Genomic DNA, 22,678 nt, shown 5'->3' on the forward strand with positions numbered 1-22,678 from the left:
CATCAACCGGCTCAAACGCCATCGCGGCCTGGCCACCCGATACGACAAGCTGGCCGTCCGCTACGAAGCCACCATCCACGTCACCGCCATCAACGAGTGGCTACACGCACTTCGAGACAGGACCTAGTCCGTCGCCGACCTCTGGTCTCGGGTGTGCGCCGTGGTGGCGTCTTCCCGTCTTCGACGGGCATGGGGGGAAATGATGGCCAAGTTCAACGTCAAGCTGCGCCAGGATCGGCACGAGACCGACGGGATCGTGACCGCCGAGGGCGCACCGGGGTTCACCCGCGAGCCACGCACCGAGCTCTTCCTGCTGGGTGTGTCGAACATGGTCGGTGAGGACGCCTTCTACGAGGGCGCCGCCGGCCGGGATGCGCGGTTCCGGGAGTTGGTCGCGGCCGTGGCGGTCGCCGACCCCGAGTGGTTCGCACGGTTCGTGCCGTGGCTGCGTACCGGTGCGATGCTGCGGTCGGCGGCGGTGGTGGCGGCCCTGGAGGGCGCTCGCGCCCAGGTGGCGGCGGGCGTGCCGGGATCCCGGGCGATCGTGGACGCGGCGTTGCAGCGTGCCGACGAGCCGGGGGAGGCGCTGGCCTACTGGCTGGGGCGTCATGGGCGAGCGCTGCCGAAGCCGGTCAAGCGGGGCATCGCCGACGCCGTCGTGCGGCTGTATTCCGAGCGCAACCTGCTCAAGTACGACTCCGAGGGCAGCGCGGTGCGGTTCGGTGACGTCATCGACCTGACCCACCCGACGGCGAGGGACGAGCAGCAGGGCGACCTGTTCCGGCACGCGCTGGACCGGCGTCACAAGCGCGACAACCCGCTGCCGGTGTCGCTGCGGATGCTGGCGGCCCGGGCCGAGCTGATGGCGCTGCCAGTCGAGCAGCGCCGCGAGCCCGTCGACCCGGCGGTGCTCGGCGCGGCCGGGATGACCTGGGAGGCCCTCGCCGGCTGGCGGCAGGCCGCGATGGACGCGCCGGCGTGGGAGGCGATCATCCCGACCATGGGCTACCTGGCGCTGCTGCGCAACCTGCGCAACTTCGACCAGGCCGGGGTCGACGACGCCGTCGCCGAGACGATCGGGGCGAGGCTCTCCGACCCGGGTGAGGTCGCGAGGTCGCGGGTGCTGCCGATGCGTTTCCTGTCGGCGTACAACGCGGCGCCGAGCCTGCGGTGGGCGTACCCGCTGGAGAAGGCGTTGCAGCAGGCGCTGGTGAACGTGCCGGCCCTGGACGCGCGGACCCTGATCCTGATCGACACGTCGGGGTCGATGCACAGTGCGTTCAGTAAGGACGGGACACTGCGTTGCTGGGACGCGGCCACGGTGTTCGGCCTTGCGCTGGCCGCCCGTGCGCACGACGCGACGGTGGTGTCGTTCTCCAACGCCAGCAGGGTCTTCCCCACGGTGGCGGGGGAGTCGGTGCTGGCGGCGGTGCGCCGGTTCAAGGAGGGCGGCTTCTTCTACGGCGGTGGGACGGAGACCGAGAAGGCGGTTCGGGCGCACTACGACCGGCACGATCGGGTGGTCATCCTCACCGACGAGCAGGCGCACTGGCACGGCTCGGCGGACGCGACGGCCGCGGTGCCCGCGCAGGTTCCGGTCTACACCTGGAACCTGGCCGGCTACCGGATCGGTCACACGCCGACGGTGGGGAACCGGCACACGTTCGGTGGTCTCTCCGACGCGGCGTTCGCGATGATTCCGCTCATCGAGGCGGGGTCCCGCGATCAGTGGCCGTTCTGACGTCCGTGCGGCGTCGGCCTCCCGAGGCCGGCGCCGCACGCGGCGTTGCTCAGGCCGGGTGGGGTTGCGCGATGACCGGCGGTTCCGAGTAATGTCGGCGGCATGTCGAGCCCTGAGGCATCCAGGGTGGGGGCTTTCGGTCACGCCGTCAGCTCCCTGAACCACTGAGTTCTTAGCCCGCTCCCTGCCAGTTGTTGCTGGCGGGATCCCGCGTGCACCCGTGGGCGCTGGCCGCGGTGACGAGACGTCTCCTCGTTCTCTCTCACCTCGGAGTTTCTGATGCCTCTGCCGCTCTATCTGCTCGCCGTGGCCGTCTTCGCCATGGGCACCTCGGAATTCATGCTCGCCGGCCTGGTGCCGGACATCGCCCGAAGTCTCGATGTGTCGGTCGGCAGCGCCGGCCTTCTGACCTCGGCGTTCGCCGCCGGGATGATCGTCGGCGCGCCGCTGATGGCCGCGTTTGCCCGCCGGTGGTCCGCCCGGATCAGCCTGCTGGGCTTTCTGCTGGTCTTCACCGTGGCCCATGTCGCGGGCGCTCTCACGACGAGCTTCGCGGTTCTGCTGATCACCCGGATGGTCGCCGCCCTGGCCAACTCGGGCTTCCTGGCGGTGGCGCTGAGCACGGCGGCCACGCTCGTGGCCTCTGATCAGAAGGGGCGCGCACTGGCCGTGCTGCTCTCGGGTACGACGGTGGCCGTTGTCGCCGGCGTTCCTGGCGGTGCGGTGTTGGGCGCGGTGCTCGGCTGGCGCGCAACCTTCTGGGCGATCGCGCTGCTGTCCCTTCCCGCCGCCTACGGTGTGGTGAGAGGCATACCTTCGCGTGCCGGGACGGCCCCTCGGGGTATTTCGGCTCGGCTGTCTCTTCGTGCTGAACTCGCCCAGCTCGCGATGCCCAGGCTGGTCCTGGTCATGTTGCTCGGTGCTCTCGTGAACGCCGCCACCTTCGCCACGTTCACCTTCCTCGCTCCGATCGTCACCGGCACCGCCGGTCTGCGTGAGCTGTGGGTACCGGTAGTGCTGGTGCTCTTCGGTATCGGGTCCTTCGCGGGCGTCAATCTCGGGGGGCGGCTCGCCGATCAGCATCCCGGCGTCGTGATCGCGGTGGGTGGCCCGTTGCTGTTGCTCGGCTGGGTGGCGTTGGCGGGCCTTGCTGTTCAGCCAGTGGCGCTTCTGCTCCTCGCGTTCGTGCAGGGCACGCTCTCGTTCGCGTTGGGCAGCACCCTGATCGCCAGGGTGCTCTACGAGGCAGCGGACGCTCCGACCATGGGAGGTTCGTATGCGACCGCGGCGCTCAACGTCGGTGCTGCCGGCGGCCCCGTCGTTGCGGCGGCGACCCTCGGGACCGGTGCTGGTGACCTCGGTCCGGTGTGGGCCAGCGCCTTTCTGATTGCCGTTGCGCTGCTTGTCGCCTTGCCGTTGCGGCGATTCATCGCACCTGGCGTCGGCCAGGTGAATCGATGACCCGCCCGGGCGCTCCGACGGAGGGACGGTCGAGCGCCGGCGCTACGACGGCGAACGCGTGGTCGGTCAACTCGGCCAGGCGTTGTTCGTCGTCGCCGGGCTGCCATTGCTGGAGCACGGCGTCCAGGGCCAGCATGGCCATGCCCGCGGCCAGGTGCGGGTAGGGGTCGGTGTCGGGGTCGAGGCCGTTGCGGGCGGCGAGTTCGGCGGTCAGCCCGGCGCGCCAGTGGATCTGGCGTTCGAGCCAGCGGGCGTGCAGGGCTGGCGTGTCCAGGATGAGTCGGACGACGATTCGCGATCGTTCGGCGTGGTCGGGTTGGTCGGCGCAGCCGGCGAGTGGTCGCCAGATGGCATGACGCAGCGCGACCGATGGTGGTTCGTCTTTCGGTCGGGCGGCGAGCTCGGCGACGACGTCCGTCCCCATGTCGGCGATGAAGCGGACGACGACGTCTTCCTTGGAGGCGAAGTAGCGGAAGAAGGTGCGCCGAGACATGCCGGCGGCCGCGACGATGTCGTCGACGGTGACCGCGTCGAAGCCGCGGGTGGCCAGCAGCATCAGGGCGGCGTTGCGCAGTTCCTCGGCGACGAGCTGCCGTTTGCGTTCGGCCAGCGTGGTGTCCGACCTCGGTGCCATGCGCCGATGCTACCTCATGCCTATTCTGGCATTCTGCGCATGTCTTGACACTCAGTGCCACCAACGGCACCGTGGAGCGTATGGCTGCTGATTGCTGGACCGCGGACCGCATTCCGGACCTGAGTGGACGCACCTTCGTCGTCACCGGCGCGAGTAGCGGGCTCGGCCTGGTCACCACCCGGGCCCTCGTCACGCGTGGCGCTCACGTGGTGCTGGCCGTACGCGACGAGGAGAAGGGCCGTGCGGCAGCCACCTCCCTCGCCGGCGCCCACGGTGCGGGCTGGGAGGTGCGCCGGCTCGACCTGGCCGACCTCGACTCGGTCCGGGACTTCGCCGATCGGATGCACGCGTCACACGACCGGGTGGACGTGTTGGTCAACAACGCCGGGACGATGGCCACCCCGTACGTCCGCACTCCTCAAGGCCATGAGCTGCAATTCGCCACCAACCACCTCGGGCACTTCGCCCTCACCGGTCTCCTGCTCGACCTGTTGCTGGCCGGCCGGGACCCGCGTGTGGTCACCGTGACCTCGGTCAACCACCGTCGGGCCCAGCCGCCCTCGAACACCGCCCGGCGGTACTCGCCGATGGGTGTCTACAACTCGTCCAAACTGGCCAACGCCATCTTCGGCTCGGAGCTGCATCGTCGTCTCCGCGATGTGGGCAGCCCCCTTCGCAGCATCCTCGCCCACCCCGGCTACACCGCCACGAACCTACAGTTCAGTGCCACCACCGCGGGGTGGCGCCTCCTGCTGGGCAGGCTCGGCAACCCGCTGCTGGCGCAACCCGCCGACCGTGGCGCCCTGCCTCAACTGTTCGCCGCAACCGACCCCGACGCCCGCTCAGGCCAACTCATCGTTCCCGACGGGCCGGGCGAGTTACGCGGACACCCGGTGACCGGCGAACTGTCGCCGGCCGCGACCGACCCCGAGAATGGCCGCCGCCTCTGGGAACTGTCCGAACAGGCCACGGGAGTGCGGTACGCAGCGCTCCGGCCGTCGCGCTGACCGGGTGAAGGCGGTCGTCGCACGTCCGCGTCAGAAGGGGAACCCCTGCTTCGAGCGGCTCCGGCCGGAGCGGTGCCGGGCGTACGTCACGTCGCCCGCTACCGAGCCGGTCGTCTCCTCGTCGCCGTCATGAGCCGGCTTCCGTGACGGACTGGACGAGGCGCTGGGCGTTCAGGGGCTTGGTCTGGTCCTCACCGAGTCCGTACCGCTGGGCCAGGTAGGCGGAGTCCTGCCAGGTGACCAGCGAGCCGGGCTGTCCGTCGTCGCGCACCATGACTCGGATCGGCAGGTCGATGGCGAGCTCGGGGTTGACCTGCATGAGCGGCGTGCCCACCTGCGGGTTCCCGAAGATGATCACCTGTGTCTCGGGCATGTCCAGCCCGGCTTTGCGGGCGGCTGCCGCGTGATCGACCACCGTCGCCACCACGGCGCCCATCCGCTCCGCCGCCGTCCGCAGCGCGGAGATCGTCTCGCCGACGTCGTGTGGGCTGCGCTTGGTCACCAATCCGTCGTTCACGACCGCCCCGCTTTCTGTGTCGCGGAAACCTCCTTCATCATGTCCGCAACCGGGTCCCGTTCGGTCAGGTTCGCCGACAAACCTGCCCCTGCTGGCCAGGACCGGCGGTGGACCGCCGAGGCGAGCAGCGCCGCGCCGGGTCACCTCGGGGCGTAGGCGATCGAGGCGCTTTCGAGGCGGCTCAGCTCGTCGAACGCGGCCTGCCGGCCGGTCTCCACTGCCGCGCGGAGCAGGTGCGGGCGTCGCTCGGTACGGCCGATCTTCGCGCTGCCCAGCGGTGGGCGGATCTGCAGGGTCGCCGGGTGCGACGCCAGCAACTGCTCCTCCTCGGCTCGCATGGCTTCGCGGCGCAACCACGTCTCGGTGGCGCCCGGGGCGCGTCGGGCGAACCACCGGGACATCAGCAGGCGTTCCGCGCGGGACGGGGCCGATGCGATCTCGTCGGTACGGCGGGTGCGCAGCGCGACGACGTGGGTGGCCTGCTGCGCGAGGGCCGTCCGCACCGGGACCGCCTCGCTCAACCCGGCGTCGACGAAGAGCCGGCCGTCGACCTCGACCGGTTCGCCGGCGAGCAGCGGCATCGCCGTCGACGCGCGCAGCGCCGCCTGCAGGCTGGACCGGTCGTGGATCTGCTGGTGCAGGTCGACGGGTTGGCCGGTGAGCGCGTCGGTGGCGATCGGGTGGAACTCGACCGGGCTGTCGAGGATCTCCTGGAACCCCAGCGGCAGGATCTCGGTGTACACGGTGTGGATGAGGAACTGGGTGTCGACGATCGGTTGCCGGCGCAGCGCCCGCGTGGGGTTGATGGTCGTACGCATGATGATCGGATCCCACCAGGCGTGCTTGCTGCTCTCGGCGCGGCCGCAGAGCAGCCACGCGGCGTTCAGCGCTCCCATGGAACTGCCGTAGACGGCGTCGAAGAGGGGTAGCAGCCCGAGCTGTTCGATGGCGATCGTCATGCCGCTCGAGTAGGCGCCACGGGAGCTGCCGCCTTCGATCAGTAGGACCAGGCGCGCGTCGTCGTTGCGCCGACCGGGAAGGCTCGACTCTTGCTTGCGGTTGCGTAGCAGCTGAAGGACAGTGGCGGTCACCGTTGCACCTTCTTTTCCTGTCTGTGCCGGCTCATCCGATAACCGCCCGGACGCCCGGACGCCGCAGATCACGACCGTGCGGCCCGGATTCGCTGGTGGGCCGTCGTAGGTGCCGTCGAGGAGGGGCGTTCGGGCTTGGGCGTGCCGCCATCCTGCCCGCCCGGAGGTAGCGGACGCGAATACCTGGCAGGTACTCGTTTCGACGCCCGCCACCCGGCTATCGTGACGTTCCGTGAGAGCTGCGAAGGTCGGAGACCTGATCCGCCGGCAACGGGGACTGGCCCGGCGCAGCCAGCTGGACCTGGCGTACGAGATCGGCATCTCACCCCGCCACCTGAGCTTCGTCGAGCTGGGCAAGTCGAAGCCGAGCGCCGGCCTGCTGATGAAGATCGCCCAGCATCTGGACCTGCCGCTGCGGGAGCGCAACGACTGGCTGCTGGCGGCCGGGTACGCCCCCCGTTATCCGGAGACCTCGCTGAGCGGGCCGGAGCTGTCCCGCATCCGGGCCTCGGTGCAGGCGCTCCTGGACACGCACGACCCGTACCCCGGCCTCGCCATCGACCGGCAGTGGAACGTGCAGCTCAGCAACCGCGCCGCGCGCCGGCTCGTCGCCGGCATCCCCGAGCAGGTGCGCGGGGTGCCGACCAACATCTTCCGTACGGCCCTGCACCCGGACGGGCTGGCCGGCCGTACCCGCAACTTCCCGCAGTGGTCCGCGTACCTGCTGCGCCGGCTCGATCGGGCGGCCGTGCGGACCCAGGATCCGAGCCTCACCGAGCTTGCCGAGGAGATCGCCACCTGGCCCGCCATCCCGGAGCGGCGCACCTGGAGCAACCTCCCCTCAGAGAAGGTGGACGATCCGGTGCTGTCCTGGCGGCTGGAGCTCGGCGGCGAGGAGCTGTCCATGTTCAGCCTGCTGAGCACGTTCGGGACCGCGGTCGACGTCACCCTCTCCGACCTCTCCGTTGAGCTGTTCTTCCCCGCCGACGAGCAGACCGAGACCATCCTGCGCCGCCGCGCCTAGGTCAGCTTCGAGGCGCCGCGCACGAGCAGGCTGATCGGCATCGCCGGGCCGGATGGCTGCGGCGGCAGGGCCGCGCCGAACGAATGCGCGAAGCTTCACATCGATGAAATTTAATGTCACGATGTGCGGGCAGTTCGAAGATTGTCGACATGTGCGGGGTGCGTGGAGGGTGGTGGCCCGGGGGCCACGCCGCCCGCGGCGAGCTCTGGATGGAGGACAAGTGATCACCAGAAGGCGTCTACTCGTTGGTGCCGGTGCGGCGGTCGTCGCTGCCGGACCATTGGCCCGTCCCGCCGCAGCGGCCTTGCCGCAGGTCGACATGGAGGCGCTCATCAAGGCGGCGCAGATCGATCCGCGTCGGCCGGACACCGCGCTCACCGACGGCGCCAAGGAGAGCGTGCTGCTGGTGGAGCGGGCGCTGCAGGCCAAGGGCCTGTTGTCCTCGACCTATGTCGACGGGCACTTCGGCACCAGCACGGTCGCCGCGTACGCCGCGTACCAGCGGTCGCTCGGCTACACCGGGCTCGACGCGACCGGGCTGCCCGGGGTGACGTCGCTGCGGCTGCTCGGCGAGCAGCGCTACGGCGTGGTCAAGGTGCTCTCGCCCGGCAGTGTGGTGAGCCTGCGTGGTGTGCAGGTCAACACCCGCACCAGAGCGATGCTGTTCGAGGCCGAACGTCTGCTCGGCTGGCAGCTCAGCATCACGCAGGGCTCGTACAACTCGGGTGTGGACGCTTCGGCGGGTACCCACGACGGCGGTGGTGCGCTCGACCTGTCGGTCAGCGGGCTCTCCTCGGCCACCCGCACGGAGGTGCTGCGCCGGCTGCGTACGGTGGGCTTCGCCGCCTGGCTGCGCACGCCCGCCCAGGGGGACTGGGGGTATCACATCCACGCCATCGCGCTCGCCGACACCGACCAGTCCACCGGTGCGCGCAACCAGGCCGGCGACTACTACCTCGGCCGCAACGGACTGGCGAATCGGGGCGCCGACGACGGCCCGGTGGTCAGCCCCAAGCGCACCTGGGAGGAGTATCAGCGCACCCTCTGATCGGTGGGAAGTCAGCTGAACCGGCGTGCCGACTCACCCGCCTGCCGTCCGCCCGGACACCGGACCCCGTCGTGACCAGGGGACGGCAAGCCGGTGTGAACCGGCGCGGCGGCCAACGGTCGTCGGCTGTACACCTGCTGTTGGCCGGCCGCGTTTAGCTTTCGGTGGACCGCTACAAATCCACCCGAAAGTGAATCAACATGAGCGCAATCCTCATCAAGATCGCAGTGGAGGTGCTGGCCAGCGTGCTGGTGGGCCTCATCGTGACGCTCGGCCGCCGGATGGTGCGCGCCGCCTGACCGTCGGGCTCACCGGCGAGAACCCGACGAGGAACCCTCGCGGACCCGCTCCGGGTGTGCCTTCGTCATCTGCGACGGAGGACGGCGTGCACCAGCCTGCTACTGGCGAACTCGGAGACGGTCACGAGTTCCCAGCCGAACGACTCGGGCACCTCGGCAGCCGCCAGGGCTTGGGTGACCTGGTCGCCGCCGATTCCGCGGTGGGACACGACGGAGAGCAGCCGGTGGGGGTATCCGCGGAGGTCGACGCGGTTGGCGAGGACTGCCTCGGCGGTCACCGTGCGGGAGCCGGCGCGGCCTGTCTGCGATGGGACCGCCACCAACGGTGCCTGGCAGCGCGCGACCGACACATCGCACGCCCGGTCGGCGGTGCCACGAACATCCTCGGCACCGCCGAACGGGCGTGCGTCGCGCTCTCCCCGGAGGGCCGTCAGTCGCAGATCAGGTCGTCCAACAGCTCCATCTCCCGCTGCATCACCGCCGAGGCCCGCTCCGGGTCGGCCAGCACGGTCGCCCGGTAGAAGACCGCCGAGCGGCGCCCGTCCGGCGAGACCGCGTTGAGGGTGCTGACCCCGGGCATGTCACCGAAGTGGGCCCAGTAGCCGCCGCAGCGGTTGGGGATCCACATGATGCCCAGCCCGTAGGCGATGCCGGAGCGGACGCCCTGGACCGTCTCGGCCAGCACGGTCTGGTGCAGCTCGGCCAGCTGTGCCGGCCGCAACAGCTGGCCGCGCCCCAGCGCCTGCCAGAAGCGGGCCAGGTCGGTGGTGGTGCTGACCAGGCCGCCGGCCGAGGCCGCCGCGGTCGGATTGAAGACGGTCGTGTCGACCAGTGGCTCGCCCGGCGCGAACTGCTGGTACGCCTCGGCGTGCGGCCGGGGCAGGGTCGGCCGGTCGCCGGGGTAGAACGTGTCGGTCAGGCGCAGCGGCTTCAGGATCCGGGCGCGTACCTCGGTGTGCCACCGGTCTCCGGTGACTTTCTCGATCAGCATCCCGGCCACGAGGTAGTTGGTGTTCGAGTAGCTCCAGTGCGTGCCGGCGGGGAAGAGCGGCTCGTGCTGCATCGCCATCGCCACCAGCTGCGCCTCGGTGTAGTGGTCGAAGCGGTGCGCCAGGAAATCCTCGGCCGACCGCAGCGCGTCGAGGTCGCCGGTGGGGTCGTAGAGGCCGCTGGTGTGCTGCAGGAGCTGGCGCACGGTGACGTGCCGGCCGTCGTTGCCGTTGCCGTTGACGACACCGGGCAACCATCGTTCGATCGGGTCGTCCAGCCTGAGCCGGCCCTCACCGACGAGTTGCAGCAGCACGACCGACACGAACGTCTTCGTCTCGCTGCCGATTCGGAAGTACCCGTCGTTCGGCATCGGCGCGCCGGTCTCCACGTCGGCTACCCCGCTGCGGGCCACGGTCACCCGGTGTCCGTCGCGGACCAGGCCCTGCGTTCCGGATACGCCGAGGTCGTGCAGATCGTCGAGGCCGTGTTGCAGCACCGTGGCCGTGGACCGCTGATCCGGGGCCTGCGGCGCGGCGGCCCCGGCCGCACCGCCGACCGCGGCGGCCAGCACCGCGCCGGCCGTCACAGCGGCGACGACCCTCCGCCACCTGACTGCCCTCCGGGCTGCGGAACGTGCGCTCACTTGGAGCTCCTCTCGGGAAGGTTGACTGTGTTTCGACCGTACGAAGAGCGTCGATGGCCTCACCAGCCGGTGAACCCGAAGCCTGACCTGGGGTTAGCCCCACCACCGGGTCGGTCCAGCCCTGTCACGGTGCGCCTGACAACGAACGACAGCAGACCGTTGGTCGAAGGGAGACACAGCCGTAGAGATCCGTTAGCCTCGATGGCTAGCCGGGCGGATCATCGTCTGGAGCTGAGCACGGGGAGGGTAGATGAACCTTCGCAGGAAGGTGTCGGTCGTCTCGGCGGCCGGTGCGCTGGCCGTCATCACGACCGTCGGTGCGGGTGGGTCACCCGCGGCGGCGCAGGCTGCGCCGATCGCCGTCGGAGCTGATGCGCCGATCACGCACGAGGAGAACCCACGGGTGCCGGAGGGGGCGGCGTGGACGGAGGCGTACTTCCCGTCCTCCGATGGCAGTGGGGTCGAGTTGCACGCCGACGTGCTGCGCCCGGCGCACCTGCCGGCGCACGTGAAGACGCCGGTGATCCTGTCGGTGGGCCCGTACTTCGCGCACGCCGGGCAGACCGACCCCGAGGGGTGGGACCGGGTTGGGCCGTCGGCGCGTTTCCAGGACTTCATCGACGGCGCCGACCTGATGGCGCGCGGGTACACCTTCGTCATGGTCGACCTGCGTGGCTTCGGTGGGAGCACCGGTTGCCTGGACTTCCTCGGCCCGGGGGAGCAGGCCGACGTCAAGGCGGCCGTCGAGTGGGCGGCGAGCCGGCCCTGGTCGACCGGCAAGGTGGGCATGTACGGCAAGTCGTACGACGCCAACACCGGCCTGGCGGCCAATGTCCTCAAGCTCAAGCCGCTGCGCGCGATCGTCGCCCAGGAGCCGACGTGGAACAGGTACAACTACCTGTTCAGCAATGGGGTGCCGCGTTCTAACGCGACCAGCAGCCCGCGCGGGTACGGCTCGATCGCGACGATGGCGCCGCTGGCCGATGACAGCGATCGGTACAAGGCGAACGCCGCGTACGAGGCGAGCCACCCCGAGTGCCTGAGCAACAACATGACCGACACGCAGGATCCCGATCCGACGTCGCCGTTCTGGCGGGCCCGCGACTTCGCCGCTCGCGCGGTCGGGACCCACACACCGCTCTTCGTCACGTCGGGCTTCATCGAGGACAACACCAAGCCCGAGGACATGGAGCAGTACCTCGACAACCACAAGGGTCCGGAGCGCGGCTGGCTCGGCCAGTGGGAGCACGTCCGCGGTAACGACACCGACGCCGAGGGTCGGCTCAAGATGGGTCGGGCGGGCTGGTTCGACGAGGTGATGAGGTTCTACGACCAGTACCTGCGCGGCATCAAGCCCTCGGTGGTCGACCCGGCGTTCGCGGTCGAGGACAGCCTCGCCAACTGGCGGGCGCAGGCGACCTGGCCGAAGGCGAGCAGTTCCTACCAGGTGCGGCTGTCGTCCGGGAAGTACGTCGACGACGACGGCGCCACGCAGAGCGCGGGCCGGCTGATGGCGACGCCGCAGGCCAAGGGCTGGGACCTCGAGGCCGCGCCGACGGCGGGTCCGCAGGCCCAGACGGGGCCGAACCTCGCCGGCACGGTCGGCAACAGTTACTGGAGCTGGTCCACGCCCGTCACGCAGCAGGTGCGGATCACGGCCACGCCGGAGGTCACGTTGAGGACCACCGGTCAGGGCAACGTGCTGGTACGGCTCTGGGACGTCGCCCCGGACGGCACGGCGACGATGTTCGACGAGAACGCCGCGCTGCTGGGCGGCGGCCGGACGACCTCGGTCGAGCTGAAGGCGACGGACTGGACCTTCGAGCGGGGGCACCGGCTGGGCGTGCAGATTGGGACCGTGAGCGCATCCGGCTGGCGGGACGTTCCTTCCGGGCAGACCATCAAGGTCTCCGACGCGCGGCTCGCTCTCGACGTGCAGGACCCGCGGTTCGACGTGCCGACCCAGGGTGATCGCTCGCCGTACCTGGACCGGTACCTGGCGGCGAATACCACGACGCTCAGCGACGTCGGCCCCGGCACCTTCCCGCTGAGGCTGCCCCACCGGCGCTGACGAAACGGCTGTCTGCTGCCCGCCGGAACGAGTCGGCGCGGTCGGACGTGACGACGAAGGCCTCCTGGTTGTCCGGTGGAGCCGTCCAGCGACGGCTCCGGCGACCAGGAGGCCTTCGGGTCTCACGCCGACGCCGCTCGGGGCGGCGGTCTTACTTCTCGTCGGTGCCGGGGTTGCCGTTGAGGGACTTCTGGTAGACGTCCGCGTAGGTGGGCGATTCCTTGATCAGGTCGTCGCAGAAGGCGGCGACGTCGCTGCCGATGAGTTGCAGCACTCCCTTGCCGGCCGCGGCGCCCTCCTCGAAGAAGTCGACGATCCCGGGGAGCAGGTCTTCGCCGGCGAGGTCGGTCGGTCCGACCTTGAACAGGTAGCGCTGCATCTCCTTGTAGACGATCTGGTAGTCCGGCGGGAGCGCCTTGACCCGAGCCACGTGCGCCCGCCACTGCTTCTTGCCCTCGATCATGTCCTGGATGCCCATGTCAACCTCCCAGCCGACGCAGTTTCCTTGCGACGTTCCGGTTCAACTGCTCGCGCCACCGGTCGCGATAGGTTCGGGCCCCCTCGCCGCCGGCCAACGCCGCACAGAAGCCGGGGATGTCGTCGCCGAGCACCTCGTGGACGCTCTGCCCGTCTGCCGCTGCTTCCTCGAGCAGCCCGAGGGCGGCGTCGAGGATCGGCATCAGGTTGCGACCGGTGAAGTTCCCGTAGGCGAAGAGGTTGCCGACGATCTGGTTCCACGCGGCCTGGTAGTCGGCCGGCAGTGCCGCTGCCCGGGCTTCGAACGCCTTCCAGTCCCTGGTGAGATCGCTGCCCGTGATGGTCTCCCAGAAGTTCATCTGGGGCCCTCCTTCAGACTGTCGATGCGTGATGAGACGTACTGCCATTTGGCCCAGAACGCCGCGAGTTCCTCACGCCCGGCGTCGTTGAGTACGTAGAACTTGCGCGGCGGCCCCACCTCGGACGGCCGTTTGGTCACCTGGACGAGTCCGTTGCGCTCCAGCCGCAGCAGGATGGTGTAGACCGTTCCCTCGACGACGTCGGTGAAGCCGAGCTCGTTCAGTCGGCGCGTGATGGCGTACCCGTAGGTCTCCTCGCCGCCGATGATTTCGAGCACGCAGCCTTCGAGCGTGCCCTTCAGCATCTCCGTCAGGCCGTCCATCGCGGCTCCTCTGCGATCTCCCTGGTACCTCGTGGTACCGAGTACCACTATACGGTAACACCGAGTACCGCTATGCGGTAGTACCAAGTAGCGGCCGAACGGATCCCCGGCCTGGCCCTTCGCCAGGCACGGCGGCTCAGCCGTCGCCGCTTACGCGCAGGTCACCCGGGCGTCGGCCCAGTCGGCGTGGTCGAAGTTCTTACCGTCTCCACCGTCGGTGACCTTCAAGGTCAGCATGCGCACTCCGCCGACGTCGACGGCGAGCGGGCGCGCCCCGTCGGCGCGCCGGACGACCCCGGTGTCGGCGAGTTGCCGGCCGTCGCCGAAGAGCTGGAACGCGACCGAGCCGGACTCGGTTACCTCGTCGTCGATGCCCACCTCGGCCTGCAGTTGGCTGCACGTGCCGCCCAGCCACACGGTGACCTCGCTCGGCGCGTGAGTGCCGATGCCCTTGGCGAAGGCCCGGCCGGCGATGGTCAGGGGCAGCCCGTCGCCGGCGTCCATCTCCCCGTTGGACCGGTCCCGCTCGACGGGTCCCCATCCGTTGCTCTCGCTCAGGAACGGCAGGTCGCTGACGTACGCCGCTCCGCTCGGATTCGGCGGCGGCACGAACACTCGTACTGCCTGCTCGACGTGGACCGGGCGGCGCTGCGGATCGTCCGGGAAGCGGTAGGTGGCGACGACGGGGACGTCCACGTACCCGGGGTCCGCGTTCGTCGCGGCGGTGACGGTCCACGCGCCGCTGATTGATTCGCCGGCCCGGATGTGCTTCGCCGAGACCGTCGCGCCGCCGGCCGTCCAGCCCGCAGGCGGGAGCACCCGCAGCTGCACATCGCGGATCGGCCCGCCCGCGGGGAGGGTGAAGGTGCCGCGTACGTCGATGGTGCTACCCGGTCGCGTCTCCGCCTGGGCGGGGGTCACCATGAGATCCGTCTGGGGCACCCGCCGTACCGGCTGGTCACAGGTCGACATTCCCTTGGTGTATTCGCAGATCACCGTGACGAACCCGCCGTTGGTCGCCACGGGCACCGACAGTGCGTCGTCCGAGTCGGCGACGCGGGCCTCCCGGACCAGGCCGTGCGGACCGTCGCGGAGGGTCTCCACGAGCCATCGGCCCTTGCCGAGAAACGTCAGCGGCGTCTCGAACGTCTTCGCGGGTACGGCCGAGATCCCACCGACGTACCACCGCTCGCCTGCCCGTCGGGCGAGGTAGGCCTCCTGCCCGGGGCGTCCGCCGAGCAGTCGCGTCTCGTCCCACGTCGTGGGGAGCTGATTCAGCGTCCGCAGCGCCTCGGGCCGCGAGTCGTAGTTCTCGGGCTTGTCCGCGGCGTGCTGCCAGCCCGACTCGTAGACCAGGAACGTCGCCACCTCGTGCGCGTCCGTGGTGTCGCGGTCGGAGACGACGAAGGCGACCGGGGTGTAGTCCATGCCGCCGACGATGTTGCGGGTGAACGGGAACATCGTGTTGGTCGCGGCCCGGGTACGGAACTGCTCCGCGCCGCGGATCGCCTCGAGCGTCATGACGTGTGGCCAGGTCCGCTGGATTCCGCGGGGGATGGTCGCGCCGTGGAAGTTGACCATGAGCCGCATCTCCGCCGTCTTGCGGAGGATGTCGTCGTACCACTGGAACCGGGCCTGGGAGTCCGAGTCCATGAAGTCGACCTTCACCCCGGCGACGCCCCAGGACTTCACCAGCGAGAGGGTGGCGTCGCGCTCCTGCGCGGTGTCCAGCGCCGTCCAGTGGAACCAGAGCAGCACCTCGACGCCTCGGGCGCGCGCGTAGCGCACCACGTCCGGCACCCAGCTGCGGTCCCAACCCTCGTCGATCAGGATGTAGGACCAGCCGTTGCGGGCGGCGAAGTCGACGTACTGCTTCTGGCGTACCGGGTCGCGCGGGCTGGCATGCTCGGAGAGCCACGACCAGGCGACCGTGCCCGGGCGGATCCATGAGGTGTCGGTCAGCTTCGATGCCGGCGCCAGGTCGTCGACCAGCGTCGAGGCGGTCACCGTGGCCAGGTCGCCCACGATCGCGGTACGCCAGGGCGTGGCCAACGGGCCCGGTGAGGTGATTTCCGCGTCGGCGAGCTTGATCGTGTAGGTCCCCGATCCCGCCTGGTGAGTCAGGCGGCCACCCGAGTACCGGCCGTCGACGTCCGACTCGGTGAGCAGGACGTAGGTGCCGTCCACGTCGAACAGCGCCGGGAAGCCGAAGTCGCCCGCCGCGGCGGCGCCGGCGGTCGTCTCGACCCGGGTCGCCTCGTAGTTCGCGGTGTACGGCAGCAGCCACGCGGGCGCGTCGGCGGGTGGGGCGTACGACGATGCCTCCCGCGTGACGGTGAGGCCGTCGGTGTCGGGCAGGACGTACCGGTACGCCACCCCGTCGCCCGAGACGCGGAGCACGAGATCCATCCGCGTGCCCTCGGCGCCGGCGAACGAGAGCGTCGACTCCGCCATCCTGGCGTGCCGGGCGCGCTGCTTCCCGGTCGTCATGACGTAGTTCTCGGTCACGATCCGGTCGGTGCGGCGGAGGAACGTCAGACCGTTCGTCAGGTCGGCGGCCGTGGTCTCGAGGCCGATCGCGGCGGGCGCGAGCACGGTCGTTCCCTTGTGGGCGACGGCGAGCGTCAAGCCGCCGGCGGAGTTGAGCGCCACCGTCGCCGATACCGGAGCGGCCGGTGACGGCCCCCTGACGGACCAGGTGGTGGCGGTCTGCGAAGCCGTGGCGGAGGTGGGCAGCACCGCGGCCGCGGCGGCGGCGAGCAGTGGTACGACGCAGCGGACGAGGAACCGGTGCCGCGAGCTGTGCGCGCGCATGGGTCTTCCCTTCTGCGCCTGGGTTCGATCGGCGGAGGCCGAACCGGCAGGCACGGGGCGGGGCGGGAGCCGGAGGTGACTGACGGCAGGGAGTCGCCTGTGTCGGCAGGTGCGGGTGTTCGGCCTGTCCGCGGTCGCGTTGTCCATGCCGGCGGGAAGTCGGCTGAGAGGGCCGGCGTGGGGGAGTGGACCTCCCTCCTGTCCAGGCACGAATCCAACAGGATCGAACAGGGGTGCCGCTCGCGAGGGCCTGTGCGTGGGTCTCGCGACCCGGAGCCTAAGGGACGATCTCGCCGGTGAGCAACCGTTCCGTAGCGCTGAGGTAACGCATTCGAGCCAAGCTCGCCACGGACGACCGCGATGTCCACAAGGGAGTACTGGCGTTCGATGTTGTCGTCCCATGTGCGGCTAGGAGGGCTTCGGTTTCGCTGCCCCGCTCGCGGGCTGGCCCGGAATCGCGCGGCGTTGCGGGTGCGGGGCGCAGTGGCGGGCATTGGAGACCATGCCGTTGTCAACCGTTGACCGTCATCGAAGTCAAGTGTTAACTGTTAACAGTTACCGGGAGGTCCAGTGCTGAACGTCAGTCCGATCAGGGTGGAGTCCCTTGGGGAGCGGCTCGCCGGCGAGCTGCGCCGCCGCATCATCATGGGCGAACTCGCCGCCGGCACCCGCCTCGTCGAGGAGGAGTTGGCCGAGTCGTTCCGGGTCAGCCGAGGCCCGGTCCGGGACGCCATCAAGATCCTGCGCGCGGAGGGGCTGGTCGCCGGCACCGGCAGGAACGTCGCGACCCGCTCGCTCACCGCGGCTGACATCGACGAGCTGATGGCGCTGCGCGAGTCCTTCGAGCTGCTGGCGGTCGAGCGGGCCATCGCCGCCGGGCGAGCCGACCTCGCCCGTGATCTGGACGCGGCGCTCGCCGACATGGACGCGGCGGTCGCCGACCGCAGCTCGACGGACTTCACGGCGGCGGACATCCGCTTCCACAGTGCCTTCTTCGACGCCGCCGGCCTGACCCGGCTCGGCGTCCTGTGGAACCAGTTCCGTCCCACCATCGAGGGCCTGCTGTACGCCTCCGGCAAGCGCATGGACGACCTCGCGCCGTCGGCGCGGGAGCACCGCGACCTCGCCGGGCTGATCGCCGCGGGCAAGGTCGCCGAAGTCAAGGTCGAACTGCACCGTCACCTGCAGACGACCTGTTCGCGGCTGCAGTCCGCCGTCCCCCCACCACCCCTGCAGAAAGAGAACGACTCATGAGATCAAGAAGGGTCGCGATAGCCGCGCTGGCCGTCGCCACGAGTCTCGCAGTCACCGCTTGTGCCAACCGTGGCGGCGGGGGAGAGACCTCCTCCGCGAACTACCCGTCGAAGGACCTCACCCTCATCGTCCATGCGGGAGCCGGAGGTGGTTCGGACCTGACCGCCCGGACGCTCGCCAAGGAGCTGGAGTCCGACCTCGGAAAGTCGATCGTGGTGGAGAACCGTACGGGCGGCGGGGGCCGTGTCGGCCTCACCTACCTCAAGGACCGACCGGCGGACGGGTACAGCATCGGGTTCATTCCCGTCGAGGTGGCGATGCTCGGGCACCAGGGCGCCGACATCAAGCCCGACCAGTACACCATCCTCGGTCAGGTCATGAACGCGCCTGCGACCCTCTCGGTCCCGGCGGAGAGTCCTTACCAGACGCTCGCGGAGTTCGTCGCCGCGGCCAAGGCCGCTCCGGGCACGATCACCGTCGCGAACTCCGGGGCCGGGGCCATCTGGGAGGCGGCGACCCTCGCTCTCGGGGAGTCGGCGGGGGTCACCTTCAAGCCCGTCCCGTATGACGGTGGTGCACCGGCCGTGGCGGCCGGAGTGTCCGGCGAGGTCAAGGCCGTCATGGCGGGTGTGAGTGAGTCCGGTGCCGCCGCCAAGGACGGCCGACTGCGGGTCCTCGCCGTGCTGGCCCCGGAGCGGGTTGCCGCACTGCCCGACGTGCCGACCGGGAAGGAACTCGGCGTCGACGTCGTCATCGGTGGCTGGGGCCTCATGGGCGCCCCCGCGAACCTGCCGGCCGAGGTCAAGCAGCGACTCGCCGACGCCGTGCACAAGGCAGCCTCCTCGGCGACCTTCACCGACGTGATGACCAAGGCGGGCAACACTCCGATGGCGACCTCACCGAAGGACGCCACCGCGTTCACGCAGGCGGAGTTCCAGCGCTTCGGTGAGATCTACCAGAAATGACCGCCGCTCACCCGACCCCCGAGGGTGACCGGACTGCTGCCTCGCCGTGGCGCGAGGCAGCAGTGGGAGCCGTCTTCCTGGCGCTGGGCGTCGTGATCCTCGTGCTCGCCCGCGCGATCGAGCTGCCTGACCGTGCCCTCGCCGTCAGTCCCCGCATCTGGCCCGAGGCGCTGGGCACCGGAATCATCGCCCTGTCGGTGCTGCAGATCGTCCTCGCGTTTCTCGCCACCCCCAAGCGCGACGACGTGGAGCCGGCCACCCGGGTCGGCGTGCTGCGGGTGGCCGGCTTCGTCCTGGCCACCCTCGCCTTCGGCCTGCTCTGGTATTACATCCACTTCCTGGTCTCCGGGATGGTCTTCGTGGCCGCCCTCACCTGGATCGCGGGCGGCCGCGGCATCAAGGACCTGATCCTCTTTCCCGCCGGCATCACGGTGGTGCTCTACGCCCTGTTCGCGCTCCTCCTGAGGGTTCCGGTATGAACGCTCTCCTCGACGGCTTCGGCGCTCTGTTCACCCCTCAGATCGCGCTGTGCATCCTCGCCGGGGCCGCGATCGGCATGCTCGTCGGCGCCTTCCCCGGCATCAGCGCCACCATGGCGGTCGCCCTCGCCAGCGCCTTCACTCTGACCATGGATCCGCTGCCCGGCCTGGCGGTGCTCCTGACCATCCTCGTCGCCGCGCAGTTCGGCGACCGCATCCCGGCGATCCTCATCAACACCCCCGGCACCCCCGCCTCCATCGCGACCACCTTCGACGGCTACGCGCTCGCCCGCCAGGGCAAAGCGGGCATCGCGCTCACCGCGTCGGCGTACGCCTCGGCGATCGGCGGGCTGGTGGGTATCGCGGTCCTGATGGCCGCGGCCGTCCCGCTCAGCAACCTGGCGCTCGAGTTCGGGTCGCCGGAGATGTTCGCTCTCGTGGTCTTCGGGCTGACCATGATGATCGAGGTCTCGGGCGGCAAGATCGTCAAGGGTCTTCTCGCGGGTCTCTTCGGCCTCGCCCTCGGCACCATCGGCCGCGACCCCCTCGACGGCTCCGACCGCTTCACCTTCGGCATCCCGCAACTCGTCGAGGGCATCCCGTTCATCGCGGTCATCATCGGCCTGTTCGGCATCACCGAGGTGTTCAGCCAGATGGTCGAACGCGGGCACGCCCAGCAGGAGGCGGTGCGCAGCTTCGGCCGTTGGTGGCCGAACAAGGCCGAGAACCGGTCCATGATCAAGCCCGTCGCGGTGGGATCGGCGGTCGGCACCATCGTCGGCATCCTGCCGGCGGCCGGTGGTGACATCGGCGGCATCGTCGCCTGGGACCAGGCGCGACGGGTCTCCAAGGAGCCCGAACTCTTCGGCAAGGGTTCGCTGGAGGGGCTGACCGCCGCGGACTCGTCGTCGAACGCCGGCGTGGGCGGGTCTGTGCTGACCACGCTCGCCCTCGGTGTCCCGGGGGACTCGGTGATGGCCGTGATGCTCGGCTCGATGATCATTTGGGGTATCCAGCCCGGTCCCAGCCTCTTCTCGCAGCACCCGGACCTGGTCTACTCGATCTCGGGCATTCTGATCTTCGCGACGCTGCTGACCCTCGGCCTCAGCCTCCTTCGGATGCGGGGAGTCGCCAAACTGCTCGAGCTACCCACCCGCTTCCTGTGGGTCGTCATCGTCACCTTCTGCATCGTCGGCACGTACGCGGTCAACAACAGCGTCTTCGACGTCGGCCTCATGCTCCTCTTCGGCGTCGTCGGCCTGCTGCTGCGCAGATTCGGTATCCCCGCCGGACCGATCGTCCTCGGCCTCATCCTCGGACCCCTGGCGGAACGTAACTTTCGTCGTTCGATGGAGCTCGGCGGACTGGAGACGATCTACACCAGTCCGATCGCCGTCGTCCTCCTCGTCGCCGCGGTCCTGGCCATCGCCGTGCCCCGCATCCGCTCCCGGATGAAGGCGCGGAAACGCCCGTCCCCACCGGGTACGCCGGAGCCGCGGCAGCCCGCCGGGGTCGGCAGTTGATCGAAAAGCACTTCGTCGTACGGGATGTGCCCGGCCAGTGCCACGGCAGCACGCTCTGCCAGGTATCCGGCTCCTTCGTGGTCGCCTGGTTCCAGGGTGAGCACGAAGGAGCCGCCGACTCGCGGATCTGGCTCAGCGTTCGGGCCGGTGGTGAGTGGACCGCACCCCGGGTGGTCAGCGGCGACCTGGCGCCGTGCTGGAACCCGGTGCTGCACCGGCAGGAGTCCGGCGCGCTGCGCCTGTTCTTCAAGGTGGGCGAGACCATTTCCGCGTGGCGGACGTTTCACGCCACCTCAGTGGACGCCGGCCGGACCTGGTCGACGCCGCGCCCCCTCGCCCCTGACCCGCCGGGCGGACGTGGACCGGTACGCACGCCACCGGTTCGCCTGCCGTCCGGCCGACTGCTCGCCGGCGCCTCCACCGAGACGTGGGCGGGGACGCCGCGGTGGGACTGTTTCGTCGACATCAGCGACGACGACGGCCGGTCGTGGCGGCGTACCGACGACATCGCCATCGACCACGACACCTTCCCGGGCGCGGGGATCATCCAGCCCGCGCTGTGGCGGGCCGGCACGGGGCAGATCCGTCTGCTCGCCCGCAGCACGGCCGGCCGGCTCGTCTCCTCCCGCAGCGACGACGACGGGGAGACCTGGTCCGCCGGTGTGTTGAGCGACGTCCCCAACAACAACTCCGGCATCAGCCTCTGCACCCGTGACGGCACGGTGTACCTCGCCCACAACCCGACCAGCGGCGACTGGGCGTCGCGTGCGCCGCTGCTGATCTCGTCCTCGACCGACGACGGCACCACCTGGGAGCCCTGGGTGACGCTTGAGGAATCGCGGGACCACGCCGGGGACGAGACCTACCAGCCGGCCGACGCGGGCGTCACCACCACCGGCGCCAACGAGTTCTCCTACCCGTGCCTCGTCCGGACCCGCGGCGGGCTCGCCGTCACCTACACCTGGCAGCGCCGCCGGATCGCGCTCGCCCTTCTCACCCCTTCGAACCGGAGCAATCGATGAGCACCTACCCCGACGCCAACCTGATCAGCGCCGTGCCCACCCTCTTCGACTCGGAGGGTGTCCTGGACCTCGGCGCGACCAAGGCGGCCTACGCGCAGCTGGCGCAGGCGCCCCTGGACGGCGTCTTCGTCGCCGGAACGACGGGCGAGTTCACCACTCTCACCGACGACGAGCGGCTGGCCGTCTGCGCCGCCGCCAGTGACGCCTTCGGTCCGGACCGGACGTACTGGCACGTCGGCGCGGCGTCCCGCCACCAGGCGGCCGGTCTCACCGAGGCCGCCGTGGAGCGCGGCGCCCGGCGTCTCGCGGCGCTCACCCCGCACTACTACGCCGCCACCGAGTCGGCCCTGCTCTCGTACTACGAGACCCTGGTCGCGCGGGCCGCCGGCGTACCCGTCTACGGGTACCTCTTCGAGGCGCGGACGACCACGTCGGTGACGCCCGCCCTGCTGGCCCGGCTGGTCGACACGGGCCTCGCCGGAGTGAAGATCAGTGGTGCCGGCAGCGCCGTCGTCGGCCGGTACCTCGCCGCGCTCGACGGCCGGGCGGTTCCGGTCTACTCGGGGGCCGACGCGGAGTTCGCCGAGGTGGTCGACCTCGGGGCGGCGGGTGTGGTCTCCGGCGTCAGCTCCGCGCTGCCGGCGCCCTTCCTCGAGGTACGCGACTCCCTGCGCTCCGGGGACACGGCGGCGCTGACGGTCGCCCGGGAGCGCGCACGCCGCGCCGTCGCCGCCACCGGACAGGGCAACCTCGCCCACCTGAAGGCGGTCCTCGAACTGCGCGGCCTGCCCGCCAGCGGGCTGCGCGCCCCACTCGACCCGATCTCCCCCGAGGACCGCCGCGCGCTCGAAGCCGACGTCGCCGACCTGCTCTGACTGCCCGCCTCCAGGAGCGCCCGGTCCGCGGTCCGGGTGGCGGAGACCCGCCACCCGGACC

Annotated in this window: 21 protein-coding genes and 1 pseudogene; 13 read left to right on the forward strand and 9 right to left on the reverse strand. The window is 70.2% G+C overall.

Translation table 11 applies throughout. The annotated features are described in order from the left end of the window. The 3 genes and pseudogenes from D7044_RS30225 to D7044_RS30235 form a co-directional block, all read left to right on the forward strand. Positions 1 to 127 (forward strand): annotated as a pseudogene (locus tag D7044_RS30225) (IS5 family transposase); the annotation flags it as partial. A 75-nt stretch (positions 128 to 202) separates the two neighbouring features. After that, positions 203 to 1,741, forward strand: a complete 1,539-nt coding sequence (locus D7044_RS33345) for a TROVE domain-containing protein (RefSeq protein ID WP_120690971.1) — start codon at positions 203 to 205, stop codon at positions 1,739 to 1,741. Positions 1,742 to 2,020: 279 nt separating this feature from the next. Next, positions 2,021 to 3,202, forward strand: coding sequence for a Cmx/CmrA family chloramphenicol efflux MFS transporter (locus D7044_RS30235; protein WP_120690920.1), 1,182 nt, complete (start codon positions 2,021 to 2,023; stop codon positions 3,200 to 3,202). On the opposite strand, the gene D7044_RS30240 is transcribed toward D7044_RS30235, so the two are convergent. Continuing rightward, positions 3,168 to 3,836: an acyl-CoA-like ligand-binding transcription factor gene (locus D7044_RS30240; protein ID WP_120690921.1), complete on the reverse strand. Its 669-nt coding sequence runs from the start codon at positions 3,834 to 3,836 to the stop codon at positions 3,168 to 3,170. The genes D7044_RS30235 and D7044_RS30240 overlap by 35 nt on opposite strands. An 80-nt stretch (positions 3,837 to 3,916) precedes the next feature. On the opposite strand from D7044_RS30240, the gene D7044_RS30245 reads away from it, so the two are divergent. After that, positions 3,917 to 4,843, forward strand: a complete 927-nt coding sequence (locus D7044_RS30245; RefSeq protein WP_120680897.1) for an oxidoreductase — start codon at positions 3,917 to 3,919, stop codon at positions 4,841 to 4,843. A 127-nt stretch (positions 4,844 to 4,970) separates the two neighbouring features. On the opposite strand, the gene D7044_RS30250 is transcribed toward D7044_RS30245, so the two are convergent. Both D7044_RS30250 and D7044_RS30255 read right to left on the reverse strand, forming a co-directional pair. Next, positions 4,971 to 5,345: a DUF302 domain-containing protein gene (locus D7044_RS30250; RefSeq protein ID WP_147437430.1), complete on the reverse strand. Its 375-nt coding sequence runs from the start codon at positions 5,343 to 5,345 to the stop codon at positions 4,971 to 4,973. 155 nt (positions 5,346 to 5,500) lie between these two features. Continuing rightward, entirely contained in the window at positions 5,501 to 6,451 is a 951-nt protein-coding gene (locus D7044_RS30255; protein ID WP_120690922.1) for a patatin-like phospholipase family protein, read from the reverse strand. 232 nt (positions 6,452 to 6,683) lie between these two features. Here D7044_RS30255 and D7044_RS30260 point away from each other — a divergent pair, with 232 nt between their 5' ends. Both D7044_RS30260 and D7044_RS30265 read left to right on the forward strand, forming a co-directional pair. Then, on the forward strand, positions 6,684 to 7,475 hold the full coding sequence (locus tag D7044_RS30260) for a helix-turn-helix domain-containing protein (RefSeq protein WP_120690923.1): 792 nt from the start codon (positions 6,684 to 6,686) through the stop codon (positions 7,473 to 7,475). Between the two features lie 304 nt (positions 7,476 to 7,779). After that, positions 7,780 to 8,523, forward strand: coding sequence for a peptidoglycan-binding domain-containing protein (locus D7044_RS30265; protein WP_233563327.1), 744 nt, complete (start codon positions 7,780 to 7,782; stop codon positions 8,521 to 8,523). A 364-nt stretch (positions 8,524 to 8,887) separates the two neighbouring features. On the opposite strand, the gene D7044_RS30270 is transcribed toward D7044_RS30265, so the two are convergent. Both D7044_RS30270 and D7044_RS30275 read right to left on the reverse strand, forming a co-directional pair. Further along, the gene (locus D7044_RS30270; protein ID WP_233565174.1) at positions 8,888 to 9,100 is read right to left on the reverse strand and encodes a transcriptional regulator; all 213 of its coding nucleotides are present in this window, start codon (positions 9,098 to 9,100) and stop codon (positions 8,888 to 8,890) included. A 152-nt stretch (positions 9,101 to 9,252) separates the two neighbouring features. Further along, a complete protein-coding gene (locus tag D7044_RS30275; protein ID WP_233565175.1) occupies positions 9,253 to 10,398 on the reverse strand; it encodes a serine hydrolase domain-containing protein in 1,146 nt (381 codons plus the stop codon). A 307-nt stretch (positions 10,399 to 10,705) separates the two neighbouring features. Between D7044_RS30275 and D7044_RS30280 the strand changes: the two genes are divergently transcribed. Beyond that, complete coding sequence (locus tag D7044_RS30280; protein ID WP_120690925.1) at positions 10,706 to 12,526, forward strand: CocE/NonD family hydrolase; 1,821 nt, start codon at positions 10,706 to 10,708, stop codon at positions 12,524 to 12,526. Between the two features lie 151 nt (positions 12,527 to 12,677). Here the strand turns inward: D7044_RS30280 and D7044_RS30285 are convergent, their stop codons facing one another. The 4 genes from D7044_RS30285 to D7044_RS30300 all read right to left on the reverse strand — a co-directional run bounded on the left by D7044_RS30285 (position 12,678) and on the right by D7044_RS30300 (position 16,499). Beyond that, a complete protein-coding gene (locus D7044_RS30285) occupies positions 12,678 to 13,004 on the reverse strand; it encodes a DUF1048 domain-containing protein (protein ID WP_120690926.1) in 327 nt (108 codons plus the stop codon). Position 13,005: 1 nt separating this feature from the next. After that, positions 13,006 to 13,362 (reverse strand): DUF1048 domain-containing protein, encoded by a 357-nt coding sequence (locus D7044_RS30290; protein ID WP_120680913.1) that lies wholly within the window; start codon positions 13,360 to 13,362, stop codon positions 13,006 to 13,008. Beyond that, on the reverse strand, positions 13,359 to 13,685 hold the full coding sequence (locus D7044_RS30295; RefSeq protein ID WP_120680915.1) for a PadR family transcriptional regulator: 327 nt from the start codon (positions 13,683 to 13,685) through the stop codon (positions 13,359 to 13,361). Before D7044_RS30295 ends, D7044_RS30290 begins: the two co-directional genes overlap by 4 nt. Positions 13,686 to 13,835: 150 nt before the next feature. After that, positions 13,836 to 16,499 (reverse strand): glycoside hydrolase family 97 catalytic domain-containing protein, encoded by a 2,664-nt coding sequence (locus D7044_RS30300; RefSeq protein ID WP_120690927.1) that lies wholly within the window; start codon positions 16,497 to 16,499, stop codon positions 13,836 to 13,838. A 570-nt stretch (positions 16,500 to 17,069) separates the two neighbouring features. Here D7044_RS30300 and D7044_RS30305 point away from each other — a divergent pair. The 6 genes from D7044_RS30305 to D7044_RS30330 all read left to right on the forward strand — a co-directional run bounded on the left by D7044_RS30305 (position 17,070) and on the right by D7044_RS30330 (position 22,617). Next, the gene (locus D7044_RS30305; RefSeq protein ID WP_120690928.1) at positions 17,070 to 17,753 is read left to right on the forward strand and encodes a GntR family transcriptional regulator; all 684 of its coding nucleotides are present in this window, start codon (positions 17,070 to 17,072) and stop codon (positions 17,751 to 17,753) included. Continuing rightward, positions 17,750 to 18,718: a tripartite tricarboxylate transporter substrate binding protein gene (locus D7044_RS30310; RefSeq protein WP_120690929.1), complete on the forward strand. Its 969-nt coding sequence runs from the start codon at positions 17,750 to 17,752 to the stop codon at positions 18,716 to 18,718. Before D7044_RS30305 ends, D7044_RS30310 begins: the two co-directional genes overlap by 4 nt. Before the next feature lie 62 nt (positions 18,719 to 18,780). Then, positions 18,781 to 19,197, forward strand: a complete 417-nt coding sequence (locus D7044_RS30315) for a tripartite tricarboxylate transporter TctB family protein (RefSeq protein ID WP_158610044.1) — start codon at positions 18,781 to 18,783, stop codon at positions 19,195 to 19,197. Beyond that, positions 19,194 to 20,720: a tripartite tricarboxylate transporter permease gene (locus tag D7044_RS30320; RefSeq protein ID WP_120690931.1), complete on the forward strand. Its 1,527-nt coding sequence runs from the start codon at positions 19,194 to 19,196 to the stop codon at positions 20,718 to 20,720. The genes D7044_RS30315 and D7044_RS30320 overlap by 4 nt, the downstream gene beginning before the upstream one ends. Further along, positions 20,717 to 21,742: a sialidase family protein gene (locus D7044_RS30325; protein WP_120690932.1), complete on the forward strand. Its 1,026-nt coding sequence runs from the start codon at positions 20,717 to 20,719 to the stop codon at positions 21,740 to 21,742. The genes D7044_RS30320 and D7044_RS30325 overlap by 4 nt, the downstream gene beginning before the upstream one ends. Next, a complete protein-coding gene (locus D7044_RS30330) occupies positions 21,739 to 22,617 on the forward strand; it encodes a dihydrodipicolinate synthase family protein (RefSeq protein WP_120690933.1) in 879 nt (292 codons plus the stop codon). The genes D7044_RS30325 and D7044_RS30330 overlap by 4 nt, the downstream gene beginning before the upstream one ends. Positions 22,618 to 22,678 lie beyond the last annotated feature (61 nt).

Source organism: Micromonospora musae, assembly GCF_003626635.1.
GTDB classification, from domain to species: domain Bacteria; phylum Actinomycetota; class Actinomycetes; order Mycobacteriales; family Micromonosporaceae; genus Micromonospora; species Micromonospora musae.